The organism is Frankia sp. CcI49, assembly GCF_001983215.1.
Taxonomy (GTDB): Bacteria; Actinomycetota; Actinomycetes; order Frankiales; family Frankiaceae; genus Parafrankia; species Parafrankia irregularis.
In genome coordinates this window covers 129,010-148,069 of record NZ_MOWP01000011.1, presented here as the reverse complement: position 1 = coordinate 148,069, position 19,060 = coordinate 129,010, and the positions used below count along the sequence as shown (strand labels likewise).

21 protein-coding genes are annotated in these 19,060 nt (G+C 70.9%); 13 read left to right on the top strand and 8 right to left on the bottom strand.

What is annotated here, in order from left to right; all coding sequences use genetic code 11:
* Nucleotides 1–199: 199 nt before the first annotated feature.
* Entirely contained in the window at nt 200–928 is a 729-nt protein-coding gene (locus CcI49_RS44120; protein WP_054568624.1) for a helix-turn-helix domain-containing protein, read from the top strand.
* A 16-nt stretch (nt 929–944) separates the two neighbouring features.
* Here the strand turns inward: CcI49_RS44120 and CcI49_RS11165 are convergent, their stop codons facing one another.
* Entirely contained in the window at nt 945–1,322 is a 378-nt protein-coding gene (locus tag CcI49_RS11165; protein WP_054568625.1) for a helix-turn-helix domain-containing protein, read from the bottom strand.
* Nucleotides 1,323–1,426: 104 nt separating this feature from the next.
* On the opposite strand from CcI49_RS11165, the gene CcI49_RS11160 reads away from it, so the two are divergent.
* Together CcI49_RS11160 and CcI49_RS11155 are read left to right on the top strand one after the other, a co-directional pair.
* Nucleotides 1,427–1,789: a DoxX family protein gene (locus CcI49_RS11160; protein WP_076826185.1), complete on the top strand. Its 363-nt coding sequence runs from the start codon at nt 1,427–1,429 to the stop codon at nt 1,787–1,789.
* A 174-nt stretch (nt 1,790–1,963) separates the two neighbouring features.
* Entirely contained in the window at nt 1,964–3,280 is a 1,317-nt protein-coding gene (locus CcI49_RS11155) for an MFS transporter (RefSeq protein ID WP_241840007.1), read from the top strand.
* 70 nt (nt 3,281–3,350) lie between these two features.
* Here CcI49_RS11155 and CcI49_RS11150 read toward each other — a convergent pair whose 3' ends face one another.
* Together CcI49_RS11150 and CcI49_RS11145 are read right to left on the bottom strand one after the other, a co-directional pair.
* On the bottom strand, nt 3,351–3,680 hold the full coding sequence (locus tag CcI49_RS11150) for a YciI family protein (RefSeq protein WP_198955500.1): 330 nt from the start codon (nt 3,678–3,680) through the stop codon (nt 3,351–3,353).
* Between the two features lie 132 nt (nt 3,681–3,812).
* Nucleotides 3,813–4,691, bottom strand: coding sequence for an LLM class F420-dependent oxidoreductase (locus tag CcI49_RS11145; RefSeq protein WP_076826183.1), 879 nt, complete (start codon nt 4,689–4,691; stop codon nt 3,813–3,815).
* A 127-nt stretch (nt 4,692–4,818) separates the two neighbouring features.
* On the opposite strand from CcI49_RS11145, the gene CcI49_RS11140 reads away from it, so the two are divergent.
* The 8 genes from CcI49_RS11140 to CcI49_RS11110 all read left to right on the top strand — a co-directional run bounded on the left by CcI49_RS11140 (nt 4,819) and on the right by CcI49_RS11110 (nt 10,246).
* Entirely contained in the window at nt 4,819–5,166 is a 348-nt protein-coding gene (locus tag CcI49_RS11140) for a helix-turn-helix domain-containing protein (protein ID WP_076826181.1), read from the top strand.
* A gap of 150 nt (nt 5,167–5,316) precedes the next feature.
* Nucleotides 5,317–5,922 (top strand): hypothetical protein, encoded by a 606-nt coding sequence (locus CcI49_RS11135; protein WP_241840002.1) that lies wholly within the window; start codon nt 5,317–5,319, stop codon nt 5,920–5,922.
* Nucleotides 5,923–5,936: 14 nt separating this feature from the next.
* Nucleotides 5,937–6,104: a hypothetical protein gene (locus CcI49_RS43200; RefSeq protein WP_241840001.1), complete on the top strand. Its 168-nt coding sequence runs from the start codon at nt 5,937–5,939 to the stop codon at nt 6,102–6,104.
* Nucleotides 6,105–6,285: 181 nt separating this feature from the next.
* Nucleotides 6,286–7,065, top strand: a complete 780-nt coding sequence (locus CcI49_RS11130) for an ATP-binding cassette domain-containing protein (RefSeq protein ID WP_076826179.1) — start codon at nt 6,286–6,288, stop codon at nt 7,063–7,065.
* On the top strand, nt 7,062–7,784 hold the full coding sequence (locus CcI49_RS11125; protein WP_076826177.1) for an ABC transporter permease: 723 nt from the start codon (nt 7,062–7,064) through the stop codon (nt 7,782–7,784). The genes CcI49_RS11130 and CcI49_RS11125 overlap by 4 nt, the downstream gene beginning before the upstream one ends.
* Complete coding sequence (locus CcI49_RS11120; RefSeq protein WP_076826175.1) at nt 7,781–9,034, top strand: histidine kinase; 1,254 nt, start codon at nt 7,781–7,783, stop codon at nt 9,032–9,034. The genes CcI49_RS11125 and CcI49_RS11120 overlap by 4 nt, the downstream gene beginning before the upstream one ends.
* 46 nt (nt 9,035–9,080) lie before the next feature.
* Complete coding sequence (locus CcI49_RS11115; protein WP_076826173.1) at nt 9,081–9,749, top strand: response regulator transcription factor; 669 nt, start codon at nt 9,081–9,083, stop codon at nt 9,747–9,749.
* An 83-nt stretch (nt 9,750–9,832) separates the two neighbouring features.
* Nucleotides 9,833–10,246 carry a hypothetical protein gene (locus CcI49_RS11110; protein WP_076826171.1) on the top strand — a complete coding sequence of 138 codons (414 nt, stop codon included), beginning with the start codon at nt 9,833–9,835 and terminating at the stop codon, nt 10,244–10,246.
* 29 nt (nt 10,247–10,275) lie between these two features.
* Here CcI49_RS11110 and CcI49_RS11105 read toward each other — a convergent pair whose 3' ends face one another.
* Complete coding sequence (locus CcI49_RS11105) at nt 10,276–11,130, bottom strand: nuclear transport factor 2 family protein (protein WP_054568461.1); 855 nt, start codon at nt 11,128–11,130, stop codon at nt 10,276–10,278.
* Nucleotides 11,131–11,245: 115 nt separating this feature from the next.
* Between CcI49_RS11105 and CcI49_RS11100 the strand changes: the two genes are divergently transcribed.
* Nucleotides 11,246–11,770, top strand: coding sequence for a TetR/AcrR family transcriptional regulator (locus CcI49_RS11100; RefSeq protein WP_241840000.1), 525 nt, complete (start codon nt 11,246–11,248; stop codon nt 11,768–11,770).
* Nucleotides 11,771–11,788: 18 nt separating this feature from the next.
* On the opposite strand, the gene CcI49_RS11095 is transcribed toward CcI49_RS11100, so the two are convergent.
* Nucleotides 11,789–14,284, bottom strand: a complete 2,496-nt coding sequence (locus CcI49_RS11095; protein ID WP_076826166.1) for a diguanylate cyclase — start codon at nt 14,282–14,284, stop codon at nt 11,789–11,791.
* 187 nt (nt 14,285–14,471) lie between these two features.
* Nucleotides 14,472–15,392 carry an SDR family NAD(P)-dependent oxidoreductase gene (locus tag CcI49_RS11090; RefSeq protein WP_076826164.1) on the bottom strand — a complete coding sequence of 307 codons (921 nt, stop codon included), beginning with the start codon at nt 15,390–15,392 and terminating at the stop codon, nt 14,472–14,474.
* A 108-nt stretch (nt 15,393–15,500) separates the two neighbouring features.
* On the opposite strand from CcI49_RS11090, the gene CcI49_RS11085 reads away from it, so the two are divergent.
* On the top strand, nt 15,501–15,953 hold the full coding sequence (locus tag CcI49_RS11085; protein WP_198955503.1) for a helix-turn-helix domain-containing protein: 453 nt from the start codon (nt 15,501–15,503) through the stop codon (nt 15,951–15,953).
* Between the two features lie 56 nt (nt 15,954–16,009).
* Here CcI49_RS11085 and CcI49_RS11080 read toward each other — a convergent pair whose 3' ends face one another.
* Both CcI49_RS11080 and CcI49_RS11075 read right to left on the bottom strand, forming a co-directional pair.
* The gene (locus CcI49_RS11080) at nt 16,010–16,654 is read right to left on the bottom strand and encodes a response regulator transcription factor (protein WP_054568466.1); all 645 of its coding nucleotides are present in this window, start codon (nt 16,652–16,654) and stop codon (nt 16,010–16,012) included.
* Entirely contained in the window at nt 16,651–18,798 is a 2,148-nt protein-coding gene (locus tag CcI49_RS11075) for a histidine kinase (protein ID WP_241839999.1), read from the bottom strand. Before CcI49_RS11075 ends, CcI49_RS11080 begins: the two co-directional genes overlap by 4 nt.
* Between the last annotated feature and the right edge of the window lie 262 nt (nt 18,799–19,060).

Sequence of the window (19,060 nt, the reverse complement as noted above, 5' to 3'; positions counted from 1 at the left end):
TTCTGACAAACGGAAAGCTACGTTGCGTTCGACAAACTTGCAACCATCGCGTTGCACTAGAACATGCATCTATGCAGTTCAGAGCCCCGAAACCGTTGCAACAAGAATCGAGTTAACGCAACAGCGATCTCACGACCGTTGCAATGAGATGCGAATGAACGCTACCCTGAAGGCCTCGACGAGCGGGCCGGAGGTCGCGATGCCGGGAGGCAGGCTCACCCTGCAGGAACGCCAGCAGATCGCGCTGGGGCTGGCCGAAAGCCTCGCCTACGCGGAGATCGGCCGGCGCCTCGACCGTCCGACCTCGACGATCACACGGGAGGTGATGCGCAACGGCGGCCCCACCACCTACCGCGCCGACCTCGCCCATCGCGCCACCGAACGCCGCGCCCACCGCGGCCGGCAGGCCGCTCCCCCAGCGCCGCGAGCGCTCCCGCCGGCGTACGGGCGCGACGCCGAGGCCGTACGCGAGTACGAGGAGATGTTCACGGCCCTCCTCATGCAGTCCGGCCTGCCCAGGATGACGTCCCGGGTGCTGACCTGCCTGCTGACCACCGACGCAGCCAGCCTCACCGCGGCCGAGCTCGTCCGGCGCCTCCAGGTCAGCCCGGCGTCCGTCTCCAAGGCGATCGCGTTCCTCGAAGGCCAGAGCCTCGTCCGCCGGGAACGCGACGAACGCCGCCGCGAGCGCTACGCCGTCGACGACGAGCTCTGGTACCAGTCGGCGATCGCCAGCGCCCGGTCGAACGCCCAGCTCGCCGAGACAGCACGCCGGGGTGTCGGCGTTCTCGGCCCCGACACCCCGGCCGCCGCCCGTCTCGAGAACATCGCCCGCTTCCTCGACTTCGTCGGCGAGAGCATCGTCCGCGCCGCCGAGCAGGCCCGCGCGGTCCTCACCTCGAAGGCCGAAACAACCTCAGGACTCTGATCACGCCCGAGCGAGGTCAGGTCTGGCGGCTGTCGTACTGCCGCTGGCTGCGCCCGATGTCCGGGTCGTGTTCGACGGCCCACTCCGCCAGTGCGACGGCCGGCTCGATCAGTGTGCGGCCCATCGGCGTGAGCTCGTACTCCACCCGCGGTGGGACCTCCGGATAACTGGTGCGGGAAACGAGGCCATCACGTTCCAGATTACGCAGCGTCAAAGACAGCATCCGCTGCGAGATTCCGGGCACCCGCTGCTGCAGGTGGGTGAAGCGCATGCGCTGCTCGTGGAGCGTGGCAATGACCAGGAGCGCCCACTTGTCGCCGATCCGATCGAGGATCCGACGAATGGCGCGGCCACCGTCCGCGCGGATGAGGCAGACCTTCTCGTAGCGCGACACGACTGCCATCCCTGTCAGTTGCTAACACCGATGTTCCTTTTGTAGCGGTCTCCATAGTCGCCCATCATGAGGTCGGTTACAAACCATAACCATCGGGAGCCACCATGAAGATCGCGTACTGGATCATCGCCGCGCTGCTGTGCGTCTTCTACCTGTACGCGGGAGGAAAGAAGCTGCTGCAGAGCAAGCAGCAGCTCGCGCCGATGATGGGCTGGGTCGACGCGACCCCGATGTGGCTGGTGCGCGGCATCGGCGCCGTCGAGGTCCTCGGCGCCGCCGGTCTTGTGCTGCCACCGGCAACCGGCATCGCGACCGCGCTCGCCCTGGCCGCCGCGATCGGCCTCGTCGTTCTGCAGGGCCTGGCCGCAGGCCTTCATCTCTCGCGCGGCGAGGCCGGTGACACCGCCCTCAACGGCACGCTGATCGTCCTGGCCGCCATCACGGTCTGGCTCGCCACGGCGTGGTGACCAGCCATACCGAGCACGCGCCGGGGCCATCGAGGTGGTGATCAGCAGGCTGAGCGCTCGGCGATCCTTCCGGATTCCGATCGCATCGCGTTCCTCGAAAAATCGGTCGCGTGCAATGGCACGCACCAGCTACATTGCGCCGATGCCAGGCCCGGGTGACGCGACGTGACAGAGATGGGCGCCGCCGCACAACAACCACGGCAGCCGGGCCAGGCCACCTTCGACACCGGCCGCGAACGTAACGGAGTATCACGGCTACTGCGCAGGAACCGCCCGCTGCGTGGATTGTTCTCGGCGCGGTGCGTCTCCGGAACCGGTGATTCCCTGAGCCTGGTCGCGCTGATGCTCCACGTCGCGGACACGGCCGGGCAGGGGCTGGCGATCGCACTGCTCCTGCTCGCCGGGGACTTCGCACCATCCCTGCTCGGCACGTTCACGGGCGCCATCAGCGACCGTTTCGACCGCAGACGCGTCATGATCCTCTGTGAGGTCGGCCAGGCGGCCACGATGCTCGTGATCGCGCTGTGGCTGCCCGCGCTACCGATCCTGCTGGCGCTGGTCGCGGCGCGCGCGATCATCGGGCAGGTGTTCCTGCCCGCCTCCCGAGCAGCGGTTCCCGCGTTGGTGGCCGACCGGGACCTCCCGGTCGCGAACTCCACGATCGGGTTCGGCACCAACGCCGCGGAGGTCGCCGGCCCGCTGATCGCCGCGGCGCTGCTGCCGCTGGTCAGCACACGCGGCCTTCTCCTCGTCGATGCCGTCACCTTCCTGCTGTCCGCGCTGTTTCTGCTGCGTCTCCAGCCGCTCCCAGCGCGACCGGTGAGGGGCGACGGACCAGACGGGCCGCTCGGCCAGGCCCTTCCGGGAATCGGCTACCTGCTGGCCAACCGGGCCCTACTCATGATCTTCGTTGGCTTCGCTGCGACGGTCGCCTTCAACGGCATCGACGACGTCGCGCTGGTCCTGTTCGCCAAGGAGACGCTGGGCACCGGCGACTGGGCGGTGGGCCTGCTGCTCGCCGCGGTCGGGATCGGGTTGGTCGTGGGCTACGCCCTGCTCGCGCGGGCAGGCGAACAGGGTTCGATGCCGCTGCTGCTCGTCGGCGGATTCTTCGTCAGCAGCGCCGGCAACCTCCTCACCGGCCTCGCCTGGGCGGTCGGCGCGGCCTTCACCGTCCAGGCGGTGCGCGGCCTGGGCATCGCGGCGATGGACGTCGCCGCCAACACCCTGCTCCAGCGCCTCGTTCCGGCCAGCCTGCTCGGACGGGCCTTCGGCAGCTTCTACGGTGCCGTCGGGGTCGCCGCCGCGACGTCATACCTGGCCGGCGGGCTCCTGCTCGACGCGACCAGCCCACGGACGACCTTTCTGCTGGCCGGCGGCGCCGGGATGCTGACCGCCCTACTGGCCGCGCTCGGGCTGTCGACCACATTGCGAGACCTGCCCGCCACCGCCGCCGGCACCGGTCAGCAACGACCGGACGGACCCCCGTGAGCACTCCGGACGGCCGACTCACCTTCGCCGGCCACATCGGCCACATCGGCCACATCCCGGTTGGCGAGGCTCAGATCTCGTGTCGGAACGCCGCAAGCTGAGGGCCGGTCGTCGTCGGAAAAAACTCGGTAATGGCGTACGAGACCACGCCGTGGCGCTGGAACGGGTCGGTCTCGATGATCTGCTCGATCGTGGACCGGTCACCTGCCGTGAGAATTATTCCTCCCGTGCGCGGCTCCTTCCGCCCAGACGCCAGAAAGAGCCCGGCATCGTAATTGCGCCGAAGAAACTCCCGATGGCCGTCCATGTACCGCTCGACCTCGGTCAGGTCGGCGGTATATGTGAGATCCAGAATAAACAGGCTCGCCATATCCGCAACCATATCGGGCTTGGCTGCCACGCCGGGAAAGCCACCTGGCCGCCAGCACCCTGCTCGCCTGTGAACATGCCGCGGTCGAGCAGACTCAGGCCCACGCCTGAACCCGGCATCACGTCTGAGCCCGGCATCACGGCTGAGCCCGGCATCACGTCGTCACAGCAGTGCCGCGGCCAGGGCTCGCCATTGCTTCCGGGCGGGCCGGCCGGTACGGCTGCGCACGTCGGTGTCGGCCGAGATGACCTGGACGGCCACATGGTCCGCGCCGGCGGCGTGGTGCTCGGCGACCCGCCTGGCGATCTGCTCGACCGTCCCCCAGGCGAACAGGGCGTCGACGAGCCGGTCGCTGCCGTTCCCGCCGAGGTCGTCGTCGGTGAATCCCATCATCTGCAGGTTGCGCACATAGTTGGGCAGCATGAGGTAGTAGCCGAGGTTACGGCGAGCGAGCGCTCGGGCCTCGGCGGGGTCGGTCTCCAGAATCACCTTCTGCTCGGGGGCAAGCAGCGGCTCCTCGCCCAGAGTTTCGCGGGCGAACCGGGTGTACTCGGGAGTGACCAGGTAGGGATGGGCTCCCGCGGAGCAGCGCTCCGCCAGGGCCAGCGCCTTCGGCCGCAGCGCGGCGAGGACACGGGATGCCACGGGAACCGGTTCCGGCGCGGCGTCAAGACCGTCGAGGAAGGCCGCCAGGTACCGCAGCGGTTGCGTGTAGGTCTTCCCGAACGCCCCCGCGGTGGAGGCGTGGCCGGCGCCGAGCCCGAGCAGAAAGCGGCCTGGATGCGCCGCGGCGACCTGATGGAATCTCGCCGCCAGCTCGGCCGCCTCGGTGGACCACACGTTGACGATGCCGGTGGCCACGACCATTCGACCGGTCGCCGCGAGCAACTCGGCGGGCAGGCGCAGCTCAGGGGCGGAAGAACCGAGCCACAGGGCCCCGAATCCCAGTTCGTCGAGCTCTTCGGCCGCCTCACGGGCATCCGGCGTGTTCCAGGCGAAGTACGGAGTCCAGATACCCACTCGTCCCACTGACACTGTCACGGGAGTCCTCCCTCGTACGCAGGCAATGTTCACGCGACTCGTCGGTGTTCGACCGCCATCGAACACCGACGTGTGTACGATAGCGATCGAACAGTCTGGATGTCGAGGAAGGCGAGCGCCGAGAACGATGACCGCGCGGGCGCGCCGCACCGTTGACCTGCGGCACACCGATCCGAGCGATGTAAGCCTGCAGGAAGCGCTGGAGGCGCTGGCCGACCCGGTCCGCCGATCGATCCTTCGGGTGCTGGCGGGCGAGCCGGATTTCACCCGTGCCTGCGGCGGCTTCGACCTGCCGGTGTCGAAGGCGACCGCCAGCCACCATTTCTCCGTCCTGCGTGCCTCCGGGCTGCTCGAACAGATCGATCAGGGGCCACGCCGCCTCAACCGGCTGCGCCGCGCCGAGTTCGACGCTCGTTTCCCAGGCCTGCTCGCGCTGGTTCTCACCGAGGACGAGCCGACCGAGACGACGAGCTGAGCCACCACACGCTCAGCCCACGACCGCCGAGAACGGATGCCGCGCGCCACCAGTCGGACGCGCCGAGATCCCGTGGCCGCCTTATCGTTGGATCACAGGCCTGGCTCGCGGCGTGTGCCGGTCGCGCGCAGCCCCAAGGAGGTGCGAGTCATGGCGACGAGCGAGGCGACACGAAGCGCCCTCGGGTTCGTCTGGGATCGGTGCGCGGTGCGGAAGGATATTCCACGGTTCTCGGTCGAGCGAGCCCTCTGGCGGTTTCACCAGTCGCTACCGGAGTACGTGTGGGATGCCGCAGTGCTCGAGGGCAACCCGTTCACCTACCCGGAGGTCCAGACGCTCCTCGACGGGATCACCGTGGGTGGACGGAAGATCAGCGACGAACGTCAGATCCTCAACCTCGCCGAGGCGGCGAACGAACTCGCCCGGCTCGTCAGGGCGCACGAGTTCCAGCTGTCCAGGGAGATCTCCGACCGGCTCCAACTTCTCCTCGCCCGCGACGAGGCGCTGGAACCGGGTCATTTCCGCGGCGAAGGCAGGGAGACGCTCACCCCCGGTGTCAGCCTCGGACAGCATGGACGCTACCTGCCACCTGCGACCGAACGCGGAGGCGAGAACCTGCGCCGCATCTTCGCACAGGGAACCGAGTTCCTTCCGTCGAGATCGACGACGAGTTCGAGCGGGCGATCGCCTATTTTCTCCTCGGCTCGCTGCAGCAGTTCTACTACGGCGGCGACAAGCGCACCGCGCGCTACATGATGAATGGCCACCTCATGTCCCACGGCCTGGACGCCATCAGCGTCCCGGCCGCACGCCACCAGGAGTTCAACGCCGAGATGGTCGAGTTCTTTCGGCACCGGGAAGGTACCGGCATGTTCGGCTTCCTGACCTCCTGCAGGCTCGCCGCCGACGACGGTGTCCTCCCACGCGACAGCGACTAGCACTGGCCTGAGGGCTGGCCCGGCCCGGCGACCTGACGGTGGCCTTCCTGGTGACCGCACCCATTCTCGATCATCCAACTCCGGGAGGAGGATCGGCCGCGCCGGTCTGCCCCCGGAGTCGAGTCGAGAAATCCGTCCAGATGATGATGACCGCGAGGCCGGCGGGCTGGATTCTTCCGCCATGGAAATCTCACGAACGGCGGGCACGAGCATGGGCAACGCCCCGGGCACAGCCGTGGCCGCGGCCGACCAGGCCTCCGCGGCTGTCACCGTCGAAGGACTGGCGAAACACTACGGACGGTTCACCGCCGTCGAGGACGTGTCGTTCAGTATTCGCCGCGGAGCCGTCACCGGATTCTTCGGGCCCAATGGAGCCGGTAAGACCACGGTACTCAAGATGATCAGCGGTATCACCCGGGCGAGTGCCGGGCGGATCCTTCTGAACGGTTTCGACACGCATGCTCGTGACACCGGCACCCTGGGCGCATTCATCGAGCCCTGCGGCGCGCATCCGGGGCGCTCGGCACATGCCCACCTGCGTTCGTTGGCGACCATGGCCGGGCTGCCGGGAACACGGGTGCCCGAGGTGCTCGCGCTGGTCGGGCTGGAGAGGGACGGCCGGCGCAGGGTCGGGAGGTATTCGCTGGGTATGCGCCAGCGTCTCGGTCTCGCGGCGGCACTGCTCGCCGATCCGGACATCCTGGTGCTGGACGAGCCGACCAACGGGCTGGACCCGCAGGGGATCCGATGGCTGCGGAATCTGTTGCGTCAAAGGGCCGACGCGGGACGCACCGTCGTGCTGTCCAGCCACTCGCTGACCGAGGCGGCGCCGATAGTCGACGATGTCGTCGTCATCCACCGCGGGCGCGTCGTGCGGCAGGCTCCGATGGCTGCGATCACCCGGGGTGGAGCAACACTTGAGGACGTCTTCCTCAGCCTGACCGGCGGGGAGGGCGCGTGAGCCGGCTGGTGCGAGGTGAGCTGATCAAAGTCGCGAGCACGCGCACGGTGCTGGCGTTCGCGTCGGCCTCCGTCGCCCTGACGGCCTCCAATGTGCTGATCGTCGCGCTGGCCGCGGGGACGCTCGACGATGTGGGCGAGAAGGAGGAGGCCCTGTCCGGTATGCCGATACTGTTGCTGCTGCTCGGGGCGGTCGGTGTCGCCGGTGAGTTCCGGCACCGGACCGCCGCGCCCGCGGCGCTCGCCTCGGGCGCGTCCCACGAACGCCTGCTGCTCGCGCGGGCGACGGCGTACACGATCACCGCCCTGGCCGTGGGCATGCTCATGGTGGCCGTCTCGCTGGGGGCCGGGCTGCCGCTGCTGGCCCGGCAGCCCGGCCCCGACCTGAGCGTCGGCGAGGCGACCGCGGTCGCGGTCGGCCTGCTGGGGTCGTCGGTGCTCGCGACGGTGATCGGGGTCGCCGTCGGCGCGCTGCTTCGAAACCAGGTCCTGGCGGCGGTCGGAGCGCTGATCCTGACCTTCGTCGTGAACCCACTGCTCGACCGGGTGCGGGAGGGCTTGTCTGACTACACGCCACTCGGCGCGGTCGCCGTGCTGACCCGCATGGTGCACGGGCCGGCCCGCATCTCCCTGGGCGCGGCGGCGATCGTCCTGGGCGCCTGGGCAGTGGGGCTCATGGCCGTGGCTCTCGCCGGCGAACGTCGACGCGACCTGGCATGACCGTCGAGGCGGCAGGGTTGCGGCGACTGCGGGCGCGGGCGGAGGCCGTAGCGGCGGCGGTGGCGGTGGCCGTAGCGGCGACGGCCACCCGCGTCCGCGGTGCGGGGCCGGGGGAACGGTGGGCCGCCCGGCGTGCGCCGGGTTTCGACCTCCTCGTCGCGGTGGCCGCCACGATCGCCGAGCTCAGCCTTCTCCTCAACGACGACCACCTGGCGCGGACGTCGACCGTGGTGCTGGCGGTTTCGTCCGGCGGTGCGCTCACCGCCCGCCGCCGGGCCCCGTGGCGGGTGCTGCTGGCAACGCTCGCTCTGGCCGGGGCCCTGGTCGCCACCGGTGACTCCCCCGGCGGGGTGCCCGCCCTGGTGGCGCTCTTCACCGTCGCCGAGCGTGCCGACCGGCGCCGAGCGCTCGCCGCGCTGGTGCCCACCGCCGTGCTCCTGGCCGCGCTGTCGATCGTGTCCGTCCCGGTGACGGCAGGGGTGTGGGCGCTGGGCGCCTATGCGCGGACCCACCAGCGGTATGTCCGCGCCCTGGAGGAGCGCGCCGCGGACCTCCAGCGGGAGCAGGAGCAGCTGGCCCGCATCGCGGTGCACGAGGAACGCGCGTCGATCGCCCGCGAGCTGCACGACATCGTCGCCCACTCGGTGACCGTGATGTTGATCGGTGTACGCGGCGCACGCGACGTGCTGCACACGTCGCCGGACCGGGCCGACGAGACGCTGGCGCGGGTGGAGCGGAGCGGGGAGCAGAGCCTCGTGGAACTCCGCCGGATGCTGGCGGTGCTGCGTGCCCCGGGCACCCCCGCCGACGCCCGCCCAGCGCCCTCGCTGGGAGATCTGGCCAGGCTCGTCGCCGAGTACCGTGCCGCCGGCCTGCCCGTCGAGCTACGGGTGACGGGGGAACCGCGATCCCTGCCCGACGGCCTGGAACTGTCCGCGTATCGCATCGTCGAGGAAGCCCTGACCAATGCGGTGAAGCACGCACGCCCCAGCCAGGTCGTCATCACCCTCGCCCATCGCGACCACGGCCTTGACATCGAGGTGGTCAACGACGGGGTGGCCGCCGAGCCGGCACGGGCGCCGATCCTCGGTGACACCCGGAACGCACCGGTGACCGCCGCCCCGGCACGGCACGGCCTCATCGGGATGCGGGAGCGAACCTCGGTGCTCGGCGGCGAGCTGGAGTTCGGTCATCAACGCGGCGGCTGGTTCCGCGTCGCCGCCCACCTCCCGGCGGGCGGAGGAACATGAGCCTGGGCCGTGCCATTCGGCGAACCTCACGAGAGCGAGAACCGGATTGAGCATCCGCCTGCTGATCGTGGACGACCAGGAACTGGTCCGGACCGGCCTGCGGCTGATCCTCGAGGCCCTGGACGACTTCGATGTGGTCGGCGAGGCCGGGGACGGCGAGGAGGCCCTCGCCCGCGCCGAGGAGCTGCGACCGGACGTCGTCCTGCTCGACATCCGCATGCCCCGCATGGACGGCGTCGAGACCACCGCCCGGCTGACCGGCGGCGGTCTCGTCCCGGCCCCGCGGGTCCTCATCCTCACCACCTTCGACCTGGACGAATACGTGTTCGGCGCGCTGCGCGCCGGCGCCGCCGGATTCCTGCTCAAGGACGCCTCCCGGGAGCGCCTGGTCGAGGCGATCCGCGTCCTGCACGCCGGCGACGCGCTGCTGTCCCCCGCCGTCACCAGGCGGCTGGTCGAGGCCTTCGCCGCCCGCACCCGCCCGCCGACGCCACCCGGCCTGCTCGACGCCCTGACGCCACGCGAGCGTGAGGTGCTGGTGCTGGTCGCCCGCGGCCTGTCGAACACCGAGATAGCCGGCCGTCTCGTCGTGACCGAGGCGACGGTGAAGAGCCACGTGGGGGCCATCCTCACCAAGCTGGGACTGCGAGACCGGGTCCAGGCCGTGGTGCTCGCCTACGAGAACGGCATCGTCGTCGCCGGCGAACCGACCTGACCCGTCCACATCCATCCAGCGAGCGTTGGTGGGAGAGGCCTGGCCGGTGATCGCAACGGGACGCCCGGTCGTATTCTGGCGCAATGCCGGAAATCGCCGTCGAAAACCATCGGATGTCGACCGAGCTGAACAATCAGGAGGATGGTTTCCGCATCCTCCTCGACGGTAATCCGGTGGCGATGACGCTCACCGAAACAGATACCACCGTCGGCAATACCCGGACGCACACCCGCGAGATCCGCCCGCCCGGCCCCGTTGACTGGCTCTCCGCAGGCGCCCTGCTCCCCGGTGGAACCCGGCTCGGCGGCGGCGCCTGGCTGGAAACCGCGGAAATCGAGGTCCGCCCCGGCCGTGCCGTTCGCCTGTCCTTCCCCATGCTGTCCGGCGAGGCCTACAACACCGTGGTCTACCTCCAGGAAAGCCTTCTTCTGACCTTCGATCCGACCTACACCCAGGTGGATGTCACCTGGGACCACTGGAGCGACGTCTCCACCTGATCATCACCCGGCCCGTGGACGGGCGCGGATCACGTCCCGACGGGACCAGTGCGGGCGCCCCACAGTTCGGCGATCCGTCCCTGCGCGATCCGGATGATCTCGAGGAGTTCCCCGGTGCCGTCGGTCAGCCGGGAACGGATCACCGCGCGGTCGTCCTCGGCGATCAGGTCGACGATCCGCGTGCGCAGCTCCGGTGCGGCCGTGCGCATGGCGAGCCAGCGTTCCTTGACCGCGGCGGGCCCGCGGAACTGGAGCGGGTGGCTGAAGAAGTCCACGGCGAAGATCTCGTCGACCGCCGGCAGGTCGAGTGCGTTGAAGGCGGCATGCATGCGAAGCGCGAGGCCCCGGCTCAGCTGGGCCCCGGTCAGCTCGTCGGGCGCACGGCCGGCTCCGTCGGGCGCACGGCCAGCTCCGTCGGCGAGCGCCCGCGCCAGCGGCTCGAGCCGGCCGACCGCCCGGGCCATCCCGATGTGGTCGGCGTAGTCGCGGGACTCGACGATCTGCCCGTCACGTACGCGGACCACGAACACGCACGGCACCGCGAACTCGCCGGGGTCGGCCGTCCCGGTATAGGCGAACTCCGCGACGACCACCTCGGGATCCGCCGTCCGATGCACGACCATGTTCGTCGGCGCGAACCGCCGGACGCCGGATGCTCGCCCGGCTGACCCTGCGAAGTGCTGGCGCAGCTCGGCGCGGGTACGCATCGGCTGGTCGCCCAGCGGCGCGAACGGATGCCGGACGTCCGTCCGCTCCCCGTAGAGGCCGGCGAGCATGTCGAGCTGTCGCTCCCGCTCGTCCGGCGCGAGATCACCACGGACCAGTCGGCTCACACCGTCGGCGACCATGCGAACGACGTCGGCCGGGGCAGGTGTCGGTAGCATCGAACCTCCAAAACGAAGTCTGGACTCCGGCACGTTAACGGAGTCTGGACTTCGTTTACAACGTTGCGATGGCGGAAGCTGACGGAAGTCGAGGTGGGCGGTGCGGAGGAACGCCGTGGCCAACCGCGAGCGCATCCTCGCCGCCGCCGAGGCGGTGTTCGGTGAGCACGGCGCGGCCGGCTCCACCGAGGACGTCGCGCGCCGCGCCGAAGTCGGCATCGCGACCGTGTTCCGCCACTTCCCCACCAAGGCCGCTCTGGTGGAGGCGGCTCTGGTCCGCCACTTCGACCTGCTCAACGAGCAGGCATCCGCTCTGGCTGCCCATTCCGACCCGGGGCAGGCGTTCCGGGACCTGCTGCGAAGCATGATCGAGGGCGGGGCGACGAAGCTGACCCTCGCGGCCCAGCTGCCGGACGGACAGTTCCCGCCGAGCGTCCGGCAGGAGGCAGACAGGCTACGCGCGACCGTGGAGGTCCTCCTGGACCGTGCGGCCCGGTCAGGGGCGATCCGCCGAGACGTCGGGGCCGACGAGGTCTATCTCCTGATCCGAGGTCTCGCCCAGGCATCCGCCACCACGCCGACGGCACCACGGACCATCAGCCGGGCCATCGAGGTGGTGATCGCCGGGCTGAGCGCGTAGAGCCGTCCATCGCCACCGTCACGGACTGTTCCCGGTTGACGCCTCGGTGCGTGGTCCGCACCCCGTTGTCCGGGCAGACCCGGACCAGGGCGGCAGCGAGAGCGCCTCACCGACGGCGGCGCCCTGCATGAGATCGCACCCGGCGCCGCGCACGGCGGCCAGCTGCAGCAAGGTGTCCACGCCACGGGCGGCGACGCCCAGGTGCAGCAGGTGGGAGAAGCGCACGAGCCCGGCGATGACCGCCTCGGCCATGGCGTCATGTTCGGCGCCGTGGATGTTCTGGCTGCCGAGCCGGACACCGGCGATGCCGGCGGGAACTGTGTCCCGGGTCGTGCTTCGCAACGGCCGGACCTCGCTGAGATCGATCCAGACGGCCATTCCGGCGCCCGACAGCTCGGCGGTGATCGTGTCAAGCGTGCGGTCGCCCCGGGCGGAGAGCGTGTCGGGGATCAGGATGCCGAGGGACGGGGCCTGGAGGCCACCGGCGCCTGAGGGACAGGCGACTCGGGAAATGATGGTCTTGCGCAGCGAGGTGTCGGACAGCCCTCGTTCGGAGATTCGCAGCCACAGTTCCCGCCGGGTGCGGTCCTCCTGGCGACCGGGCTGCTGCCCGGATGCGGCCGTCGGCAGCAGGGCGGCGACGCTGTCGACCAGCCAGCGGTCGACAGCGACGGTGAGACCGGCGTTGAACGCGATCGGGTAAAGGTCCTCCGGGCCGAGCAGGCCGCGGGTCGGATGGGCCCAGTAGGGGACCGCCTCCGCGGCGACGATCACGCCGGACTGGGACACGACCGGCTCGAAACGCAGGGTCAGCTCGTCGGCGCCGAGGGCACGCCGCAGGTCGGTGCTGTCGCGCAGCCGGGTGGCCAGCGCCGCCCGGATCCGGTCGTCGTAGGCGACGACGTGCCCCGGCCCGCGACGCTTCGCCTCGTACATCGCCATGTCGGCGGCGTTGAGCAGGTCCTCGGCGTCGGTGAGGTCGGGGCCAGACCGGGCAAGCCCGACGCTGCCGCTGACGCCGACCGGCCGGATCAGCTCGATGGGTGGGGTGAGAGCGGTGGCGATCACGCGTTCGCCGATGGCTCGCAGCTCGTCGAGGTCACCGATGTCGTCACAGAGCACCGCGAACTCGTCTCCCGCGAGCCTGCCGACGACGTCGCCGGGCCGGACGGCGTCGCGCAGCCGGGAGGCGACAACTCGCAGCAGCTCATCACCGCACTTGTGCCCGAGGGTGTCGTTGATCGCCTTGAAGCCGTCCAGGTCGATGAACAACACGCCGGTGTGCCGTCCGTCGTGAGCGGCGCGGCGCAGGCTTCGGCCCAGGTGGTCGAGCAGCGCGGCCCGGTTCGGCAGACCGGTGAGCGGGTCGTGCAGTGACAGGTAGCGGGCGCCGTCCTCCATCCGGATCCGCATCGCCGCGGCACCGAGAATCGCCGCCACCGAACGGACGAACGCCTCGTTGTCGGGCGTCAGCGGGTTGGTGCGGCGGCGCACCAGGACCGTGCCGATCCGCCTGCCGGCATGGGTGACAGGCACGGTCATGTCCGCGGCTTCCGCGTCCACGGGCCGGACGTCCACGGCACCGTCGGCGTCGGGGTCGGGGTCGGGGCCGGGGTCGTGGCGGACGGTGACCAGGTCGGCGCCGAGCTGCTGGGTGAGGGTCCGCACGCCCACGTCCCACAGCGTGTCCTCGTCCGCGATCCGCAGGGCCTGTTGCGCGAGATCCGCGAGCGCGGTGTCGCAGGCGGTGCGCATCACCAGCTCGGCGGTCGCTCGTTCGTGCGCGGTGACATCACTGACGATGCCCGCGACGGACACAGGCCCGCCATCGGCTTCGGGCACCGGTACGAGATGCAGGTCATACCAACGCCCGCCGGCCTTCACGACCTGGTGGGCCTGTTCCCCGTCCATCGCGCGGCGCACCAGCGCCAGGACGGCGGGCTGCTCATGGAACGCCGTGCGGACCGCGGACCCGGCCTCCTGGCGCAGTGCGACGGCAAGCTCCGCGGAGTCGGAACCACCGCTGAGCGGCACCTGCCCGTCGTGGTCGACGCGGAAGATCGAGAACGGGGTGTGGCCGAGGACGACCCGCAGCTGCCGATGAGTGGAGGCGAGCTCGGAGACGTCCTCGAACCGGGCGAGAAGGCAACGGTCACCGTCCACGGTGACCTCGGCCGTGGTCAGGAGGGCCTGAACAGCGGTGCCGTCGGGTCGGGCGATGCGCACGACCTGCGGTGCGGCGCCGGATCGGGCGAAGTCCGCCGCGGCGATTCCGTCGGCTCCATCGACTCCGTCGGCTTGCATCGGGTCGATGATCTCGCTCCAGCGTCTGCCCACGTAGTCAGCCTCGCCACATCCGACGATCTCGCGGGCGGCCGGGCTGACACTCCGGACCCGCCCGTCGTCGCGACCCACGAGAACCATGCCGGTTCGGGCCAGCCCGAACCGGTCGAACGGGCCGGCGGGCTCCAGGCCGCCGTCGCGTCCGGTCAGCGTCACCGGCAGGTCACCCACCCTCGTCTCGACCGACAGGTCCAGGCGCTCCGCTACCTGAAGTCACCATCCAGGATCATTGAGTGCCAAGTGGGTCCGTACCCGGCACCTCGAAGGCAAACCTGCCGGCCGCACATTCGACCGGGCGTGGTCCGGCCGGCACCCGCGCCAGCATCGTCACCAGCCCATCCAGCTGACGGCCGAACAGTCAGTGCACGCCACCGGCCGATCCGGGCTCTCCGGGCTCTCCGGGCTCTGGCAACAGTTGGGTGGGGCCGTAGCGCGTGAGCACCAGGCTCCTGGACACCTCGGCCAGTCGGCGCGCGTTGTCCGGGTCGAAGGTCCGCAGACTCAGATCGACCGGCTTGCCGCGGTCGATCGCGGTGAGCCGTTCGGCGGGGGGCCGGTCGATCAGCTCGACCATCGGGGCGATCGCCTGGTCGRCCGATCTCGCCGCGACCCTGCCGAGAACGGTGATGATCCCGCGCGCCGGCTGCCTCAGATGGGCGACGCCACCACGCGTCGCGGTGAAACCGGGGTGATACAGCACGTACCGAGCTCTGCTGCTCGGGCTCTGCAGGAAGTTCCGGCCCAGCAGGTCGTTCGCCCGGCCGCATTGTGCCTGAACCCGCAGGATGCCATAACGGCGCTCGGCCTGGAGGTCGTCGAATTTCACCGAGCCGACCTTCAGCCCGGGCGCGGCGAAATTCATGATTACCGGGTTGTCGGCGGAATCGAGCTGAAAACGCAGGCCGTGCCCGAGCAGATAGCGGCTCAGGTAGTACAGGCTGAAGGTTGATTCCAGCCCCTCGGGGGACTCCCGTCGGGTCCGGTTCAACCGGTTGGCGCACAGGACGAGCGCGTCGACCACCGGATGCTCACGGGTGATCGCTTCGACTGCCCGCTCGACGGCGGCGATGGAACTCAGGTCGGCCTGGACGAAGCGGCACCGGCCAGCCGCCCCCAGCAACGCGGCGTCGGCCATCAGCGCCGCCCCCTTGGCCTCACCGCTGCCAATCACGACAACCGTGTCGCCCCGGCCGAGCCGGGCGAGCGCGATGCCGCGACCCATCCCGTCGGTGCCACCGGAAACGACGACCGTCCTGCCGTCAGGATGTCGCTGCTCCATACCCGACTCCTCCCGCTGTTACCGTTCGAACCTGACACCCAGGTTCAGGGCACCGTAATCGGCGCAGAATCCATCGGGAAAGAAGGAACATTAATGTTGGATACGCACATGGGTGTGCCCACGGTGCTGGCCGTGGACCTCGGATTGCCGGTCACCCCCGCGGAACACGAGGCATGCCCGATCACGGACGTGCTGCGCCGGGTCGGTGACAAGTGGAGCGTGCTGGTTGTCGTCCTGCTCGGGCGCGGGCCCCGGCGATTCAACGAGCTGCACCGTCTGGTCGAAGGCATCAGCCAGCGGATGCTCACCCGCACGCTGCGCGGCCTGGAGCGGGACGGCCTGGTGACCCGCACGGTCGCGCCGACGGTCCCGGTCACGGTCGAATACTCGTTGAGCGAGCTCGGCGTCACGCTGCTGGTGCCGCTCTCCGTTCTCACCGACTGGGTCATCACCCACCAGAACGAGATCGCGGATGCCCGCCATGAGTACGACACCTGGGACGCGATGCTGCCCGCATCCGGGCCGGCGGCCGGCGAGCAGCAGCAACAGCCGCGGCCCTGAGGCGCTCCCCGGCGGCGTCTGACCAGGCCGGTGAACCGGGCCCACGAATCGGGCCGTTACTCGGCGGTAGCGGATCCGAAGCCGGCGTCGCGGGCCCGCAGGATCACCTCGGTGCGGGTCGCCGCCTCGAGCTTGGTGAGGATCGTCGAGATCCGGTTGCGCACCGTCTTCTCGGAGAGGGACAGCCGGGCGGCGATCTGCCCGTTGGCCAGGCCGTCCGCGACGAGGTCCAGCACCCGGATCTCGGCGTCCGTCAGCTGGGGGAAGATCCGTGGTGAGAGCCCGCCGACGGCGTGGCGCACCTTGTCGGCGACCCCCGGTCCGATGACCAGCTCACCGCGCGCCACCGCCTCCAACGCTCGCGCGACGTCCGCCTTCGACGACTCCTTCAGCAGGTAGCCGCGTGCCCCCGCCTGCAGGGCCGCCTGCAGGGAGGCGGTGTCCTCGCTCATCGTCAGGACCAGGACGGACGTCCCTGGCGCCTGCTCGCCGATGCGCGCGGTGGCCTCGATGCCGCCCAGGCCCGGCATGCGCAGGTCCATGAGCACCACGTCTGGCCGGTGCAGCAGCACCGCCGCCAGCGCTGCGTTGCCGTCCGCCGTCTCGGCGACCACGGTCGCGCCCAGGTCGGCCAGCAGGCCGCGCAGCCCGTCCCGGAACAGCTCGTGATCATCGGCGATCACGACGCGCAGAGGTGTCACGCCGGGCCACCTTCCCGCAGCGGCAGCCGCGCCCGAACCACCGTGCCGCTGCCCGCGCCGATCCCGCCGCGCGCGATCGCGCCGCGCTGGATTCCGCCGCGCTCGATTCCGCCGCGCCCAGTTCCGCCCGGCTCAGTCCCGCCCGGCTCAGTTCCGCCCGGCTCAGTTCCGCCGGTGGGGCGGGCTGATCGGGCGTCGAGGACCTCCAGGCGGCCGCCCACCTCGCTCGCCCGCTCCCGGATGCTGCGCAGCCCGATTCCCGGGACCGCGTCGGCGGCCAGGCCGCCGCCATCGTCGCGCACCTCGACCAGCAGCCACGGCGGCTCGGCCCGAACCCGGACGACGCACCGCTCGCAGCCCGAGTGCCGGACCGCGTTCGTCGCCGCCTCCGCGACGATCCGGTACGCGGCGACCTCGGTCGCGGCCGGCAGGATGAGTGCCGCCAGATCGGCCGGTGCGTCCAGGGTCACGACCGGCGCGAACGGCGCGACGGCCTGCGTCAGGGCGACCGCCAGCCCGCCCTCGTCGAGCGCGGGCGGGCGCAGATCCTCGACGATGTGCCGGATCTCGCGCACGGTGCCGCGCAGCCGGTCCCGGACCAGGGCGGCGCGCTCCGCCGCGGGGTCGTCCCGTTCCGCCAGGCCCGAGGAGATGACGTCCAGCTGCATCGCCATCGCGGCGAGCTGGGGGCCGACGCCGTCGTGCAGGTCGCGGCGCAGCCTGCGGCGTTCCTCCTCACGCGCGGTGACCAGCCGCTCCCGGCTGCGCCGCAGGTCATGCTGCGTGCTCGCCGCGTCGAGCAGGTCGCCGGCCCGCCGGGCGATGTCGTCGAGCATCGCCCGTTCCGTCTCGGTGAACTGGTCGGCCGGGTGGCGGCGGCCCACGAGCAGGGTGCCGGCGCGCCCGCGTCCGGTCCTGGCGGGCACCGGCAGCCGCTCAAGCCAGCCGACGGACGTCCCGGACTCGATCGTCGGCAGCCGGTCGTCGCTGCCTTCGACTGCTACGTAGGGCACCTTCAGAGCCTCCCGCACCCCGTCCGTGAGCTGGGAGAGCGCGTCCACCGGACCGGTGGCCAGGTCGAGCCGGCCACGCAGGACGGCGAGCACCGCGTACGGGTCACGGGCCGCGCCGAACAGCAGCCGGTCGACGAGGCGCTGCAGCTGGTCGCGGGCCGCCGCCGCGACCAGCGCCGCGACCGCGAGCACGCCGTAGGCGATCCGCCGCCCCGGCACCAGCGCGCCCGCGCCGGCGACCGTCGCCGCGTATGCCAGCAGCAGGAACGCGGTGAGCAGGCCGTACACCAGCATCCGGCTGAGCGCCGTCCCGATGTCGAACAGCCGATGGCGGACGGCGCCGACACCGATCGCGGCGACCAGCAGCACCATCCCGACGTCCATGCCGGTGGCCTGCCCGTCCGGCCCGTGCGGGAGCGCGCCGAGCAGGGTCGCGCCGACCAGGCAGGCGACCCCGAGCACCAGCCACTGCAGCCGGGCCCGCTCGACGCCGGTGGACCGGCGCAGCCGCGTCACGACCGCCAGCAGTCCGAGCAGCCCGCCGCCGAAGATGACCGCCAGGGAGGTGATCATCGTGACGTAGCGCAGCCCGGTCGCGGACTCCAGACCGTACGGGTTACGCAGCAGCGATGACACGTCCAGCTGGGTCGGGCAGAACATCCGGGCGATCAGATGGCATCCGATGGCCGCGGCGGTGGCGATGACGGGAGCCCGCCACCGCCGGGAGGGCAGCCGGCCGTCGGGGAACAGCACCGGCACCAGCCCCCACAGCACCAGGTACGGAACGTAGCCCCAGGTCGCGAACCAGGTGGCCGCCTCCTGGGCGGGCAGCCCCTGTGCACCGGAGATGCCCTGCGCACCGGGCAGCAGAGCGAGCGCCGCGTACTGGGTGGCCAGCAGGTACGGGCCGGTCAGCGCGGTCGTCAGCAGCAGCCAGCCGACCCGGTTGCGCGGCTGGTAGACCAGCACCAGGGCCGCGACCAGCGGGAACGCGATGGCGAGGACCAGATCCGCGCGGTCCAGCGCGACGTGCTCGGCCGTCCGGGCCGTGACGTACCGGTGCAGCAGCACGGCGCCGACCGAGCAGAGGACGGACTGCAGCGCCAGCCCGACCGCGAGCACCAAGGCCACGACGGCTCCGGACGTCATCGTGGCCGCCGGCGCGGCCGGGACCGCGGGCGCGGATGCGGGCGCGGGCGCGGATGCGGGCGCAGGCGCAGGCGCGGGTGGGACCGTAGGCGCGGGCGCCGGCGGGGACGACGGCCGGGGCGGGATCCACGGCACGAGCGGGGGCGCCACCGGGTGCGGTGCCGCGCCGTCCCAGGTGCCGGATACCGGCGCAGATGCCCCCATGCACCCAGCATCACGCCAGATCGGCGCGATGTCGCGCCTG

Coding starts and splice junctions, on each gene's coding strand:
- CcI49_RS11085 (WP_198955503.1), top strand. CDS start 15,501: ATGGGTGTGCCCACGGTGCTGGCCGTGGACCTCGGATTGCCGGTCACC.
- CcI49_RS11110 (WP_076826171.1), top strand. CDS start 9,833: ATGCCGGAAATCGCCGTCGAAAACCATCGGATGTCGACCGAGCTGAAC.
- CcI49_RS11160 (WP_076826185.1), top strand. CDS start 1,427: ATGAAGATCGCGTACTGGATCATCGCCGCGCTGCTGTGCGTCTTCTAC.
- CcI49_RS44120 (WP_054568624.1), top strand. CDS start 200: ATGCCGGGAGGCAGGCTCACCCTGCAGGAACGCCAGCAGATCGCGCTG.
- CcI49_RS11155 (WP_241840007.1), top strand. CDS start 1,964: ATGGGCGCCGCCGCACAACAACCACGGCAGCCGGGCCAGGCCACCTTC.
- CcI49_RS11140 (WP_076826181.1), top strand. CDS start 4,819: ATGACCGCGCGGGCGCGCCGCACCGTTGACCTGCGGCACACCGATCCG.
- CcI49_RS11130 (WP_076826179.1), top strand. CDS start 6,286: ATGGAAATCTCACGAACGGCGGGCACGAGCATGGGCAACGCCCCGGGC.
- CcI49_RS11135 (WP_241840002.1), top strand. CDS start 5,317: ATGGCGACGAGCGAGGCGACACGAAGCGCCCTCGGGTTCGTCTGGGAT.
- CcI49_RS11105 (WP_054568461.1), bottom strand. CDS start 11,130: ATGCTACCGACACCTGCCCCGGCCGACGTCGTTCGCATGGTCGCCGAC.
- CcI49_RS11120 (WP_076826175.1), top strand. CDS start 7,781: ATGACCGTCGAGGCGGCAGGGTTGCGGCGACTGCGGGCGCGGGCGGAG.
- CcI49_RS43200 (WP_241840001.1), top strand. CDS start 5,937: ATGTCCCACGGCCTGGACGCCATCAGCGTCCCGGCCGCACGCCACCAG.